Below are 3,682 nucleotides of genomic sequence, written 5' to 3' on the forward strand. Positions count from 1 at the left end.
AATCATCTTGGTTTCCCTATCCTACAAAAACCGTATTTCAGACTTGTCCCCCTCTTCAAACAGGATCACCTATCCCGCTAAGTCATTCTCTTGTCATACATCAGTCATATTCTGTTCATGTGCAGGTCATAATTGATCGTCAAACTGGTATATACCAAGACAGCAGTGAGTTGAATAATGAACCAGCCCTATCTGCAGATCCAGAATCTGAATAAGCACTTTGGCGCATTTTGGGCGCTTAAAGAGATTTCGCTTCATATCGAACAAGGTGAGTTTGTCTGTTTTCTCGGGCCATCTGGCTGTGGTAAGACAACATTATTGCGAGCAATTGCCGGCCTTGATTACCCTGACAGTGGAACGGTATCGCAAGGCGGAAACGAAATAACCTTGCTTCCTCCACAACAACGTGATTTTGGTATTGTTTTTCAATCTTATGCGCTTTTTCCAAACCTGACGGTGGCAGAAAATATTGCCTTTGGTTTACAAACACTAAAACTGACCAAAGACGTACTCAGGGAACGGGTCAATCACTGGCTGGCACTAGTTGGATTAACAGAACAATCTCATAAATACCCGAGCCAGATCTCCGGCGGCCAGCAACAGCGGGTTGCGCTGGCTCGTGCTCTGGCTCTATCCCCCGGATTATTACTGCTCGATGAGCCGCTGAGTGCACTCGATGCACTGGTGCGAACGCACTTACGTACGGAGATCCGATCAATTCAACAACGTTTAGGCATCACCACCATTATGGTCACACATGATCAGGAAGAGGCCTTAACGATGGCCGATCGTATTGTGGTGATGGATCAGGGCAGTATTGTTCAGATTGGAACACCCAGTGAGATCTACCACCAGCCTGCTAACCGTTTTGTGGCCAGTTTTGTTGGCAATATGAATTTTATTACCGCGCTAGCAATGAATCCGCGTGAAGTGCGTTTGAACAAGCACCCGCTGCGGGTAGATAACGCGGTATTTTCTGGCAATAAACTCGAATTAGCTATCCGACCTGAAGCGATTCATTTAACGCCGCCTTCTGAACAAGGCCTACAGGCACGGATCGAGCAAATTGAGTTTCTAGGTACATCACAACGCTTTATTTGTACTGCCGACACCTATCTTGGCCCGCAAACACTATTAGTACAGCGTCCTTACAGCGAATCTGCTGGCTGGGAAACCGGTATGCCGTGCTCTTTGCAGTGGGCTGATGAGGCAATGCGCACCTTTCCACTTCAGGAGGCCTCATGAGCAGTATGGACTCTCTTCCCACCAATACGTCTTCTCAACGCAGTATGTCAGCTACCCGTTATTCTGTTTGGCAACAGATAACCCGCCGCTGGAATGGCGATAAGTGTGCGCAGCTTGTTTTACTGATACTGGGTATTGCGCTGCTCTGTGGTGGCCTGTTGCTACCGGTGCTCAGTATGTTGCAAAAAAGCCTGCAAAATACCGACGGCGCATGGGTAGGTTTTGACAATTTTCGCCACTACCTAACATCGGCCAATTTGGGCCGTACGGTGGGCAACACACTAATGCTGGGAGTGAGTATTACGCTGCTGGTGATCACTGTCGCGTTTGGTTATGCCTATGCGCTAACACGTACGCAGATGCCATGCAAAAGCCTGTTCCGATTGATAGGTTTGATCCCGCTACTGATGCCCTCATTACTGCCAGCGATCAGTCTGGTGTACTGGTTTGGCAATCAGGGTGTTGCAAAAGGGCTACTGGGCGAATTCAGTATTTACGGGCCGCTGGGGATTATTATTGGGCTGGGGTTTTGGTGTTTCCCACATGCACTGATGATCTTAATCACCGCATTAAGCCACAGTGATGCAAGGCTATATGAATCTGCCCGCGTGCTTGGCAGCCCCGCATGGCGTACGTTTATTACGGTCACGTTGCCTACCGCCCGTTACGGGTTAATCAGCGCCGCCATTACGGTGTTTACGCTGGTTATTTGTGATTTCGGGGTAGCAAAAGTGATCGGCGGGCAATTCAATGTGTTAGCAACCGATATCTACCGTCAGGTGATTGGTATGCAGAACTTCTCGCTCGGGGCAGTTGCCAGTGTGCTGCTGTTATTGCCGGCGATAGCCAGTTTTGCTATTGAACACCGAGTGAGAAGCCGTATGCAAGAGCAAAGCAGCTCTCGAGCGGTACCGTATCAGCCATCACCACATCGGCTGCGTGATCTGCTGGCGTTGTTGTGGTGTGGACTTTGGGCCGTACTTTTTTTGGCACTGGTCGGCATGGCGGTATATGGATCTCTGGTGCAGTTCTGGCCCTACAATCTCACGCTGACATTTGACCATTATGCATTTGAGAGCAACAGCGTATATGGCTGGCAGCCTTTCACGAATACTCTCCAGTTGGGGTTTTTTAGTGCCATTTTTGGCACTACCGTGATTGTACTGTTGGCATGGATACAGGAAAAAGGCCAATATTTTGCCCCTCTGCGCCATCTGATGCATCTGTTAGCCATGTTTTCACTGGCAGTACCGGGCATTGTTCTCGGCTTGGGCTATATCTTCTTTTTTAATACTCCGGGCAACCCTTTTCATGGGCTGTACGGTACGCTTCCGTTATTGATGCTGTCTTGTGTGATCCACTATTACACCGTTGGCCACATGACCGCCCTTACCAGTTTAAAACAGCTTCCACGAGAGCTTGAGCTGGTGGCTGTATCTCTAAAACTTTCACAATGGCGAACTTTCTGGCGAGTCACATTGCCGGTTTGCCTGCCAGCACTGCTTGAGATCTTTATCTATCTGTTTGTTAACGCCATGACCACAACCTCAGCGGTGATTTTTTTGTACTCCAGTGACAGTATTTTAGCCTCTATTGCCGTACTTAATATGGAAGATTCAGGTGATACCGCCTCTGCTGCCGCAATGGCCAGTTTGATCTTGTTAGCCGCCACCAGTATTAAATTATTGCAGTTGTTCTTCAGCCGCACTTTGCTGGCTCGCACACAACGCTGGCGTAATGCATAACACGGTTCAGGGATACAAAATCCTGTTTTGAACAACTACCAGGAGTTCACTATGTCTACCCCATTTACGCACTCTTTTTGGATGGATCAGGCGCTGGCCCGTGAAGCAGATAGCCAACCACAAGATCAGACTGAAAAATCACCGCTAACCGGCCATCAGCAGACCGATATCTGTATCGTGGGTGCCGGTTTTACCGGATTATGGTGTGCCATCACCCTAAAACAGGCCAACCCCGCACAGCGTATTGTGGTGCTGGAAAAAAACCTCAGTGGCAGTGGTGCATCAGGGCGTAACGGCGGCTGCTTACTAACTTGGTCGGCAAAATACCTTTCCCTCAAAAAGCTTTTTGGTGAAGCGCAGGCTCAATGGTTGGTTAAAGTGTCAGAGCAGGCAGTACATGAAATTGACCAATTCTGCCAAAAACACCAGATTCAGGCTGATTTACGGCTGGAGGGAACACTCTATACTGCGACCAATCGGGCACAGCAAGGCGGCATGACACCGGTCATTGACGCCCTTAATCAGGCAGGAATTAATCAGTGGCAATCGGTTGAAAGTGACAACGTCACGAAAATGTGTGGTTCATCTGTTCACCAAGAGGCCGTATTTAGCCCGCATGCCGGATCGGTACAACCGGCACTGCTGGTGCGTGGTTTGCTGCGGGTTGCCCGCGAGATGGGTGTTGAGGTGTA

The 3,682-nt window shown here is 49.2% G+C and carries 3 protein-coding genes; all 3 read left to right on the forward strand.

The features are described 5' to 3' along the window. Positions 1 to 177 precede the first annotated feature (177 nt). Complete coding sequence (locus ACRC27_RS11030; protein ID WP_438629133.1) at positions 178 to 1,245, forward strand: putative 2-aminoethylphosphonate ABC transporter ATP-binding protein; 1,068 nt, start codon at positions 178 to 180, stop codon at positions 1,243 to 1,245. After that, a complete protein-coding gene (locus ACRC27_RS11035; protein ID WP_438639881.1) occupies positions 1,242 to 2,990 on the forward strand; it encodes a putative 2-aminoethylphosphonate ABC transporter permease subunit in 1,749 nt (582 codons plus the stop codon). Before ACRC27_RS11030 ends, ACRC27_RS11035 begins: the two co-directional genes overlap by 4 nt. 51 nt (positions 2,991 to 3,041) lie before the next feature. Continuing rightward, the coding region (locus tag ACRC27_RS11040) for an FAD-dependent oxidoreductase (RefSeq protein ID WP_438639882.1) at positions 3,042 to 3,682 on the forward strand (641 nt) is incomplete at its 3' end.

Origin of the sequence: Plesiomonas sp. (genome assembly GCF_051650925.1) — a bacterium.
Taxonomy (GTDB): domain Bacteria; phylum Pseudomonadota; class Gammaproteobacteria; order Enterobacterales; family CAMTGL01; genus Plesiomonas.

Bases quoted from the DNA above. Each gene is read 5' to 3' on its own strand.
- ACRC27_RS11030 (WP_438629133.1), top strand. From the start codon at position 178: ATGAACCAGCCCTATCTGCAGATCCAGAATCTGAATAAGCACTTTGGC.
- ACRC27_RS11035 (WP_438639881.1), top strand. From the start codon at position 1,242: ATGAGCAGTATGGACTCTCTTCCCACCAATACGTCTTCTCAACGCAGT.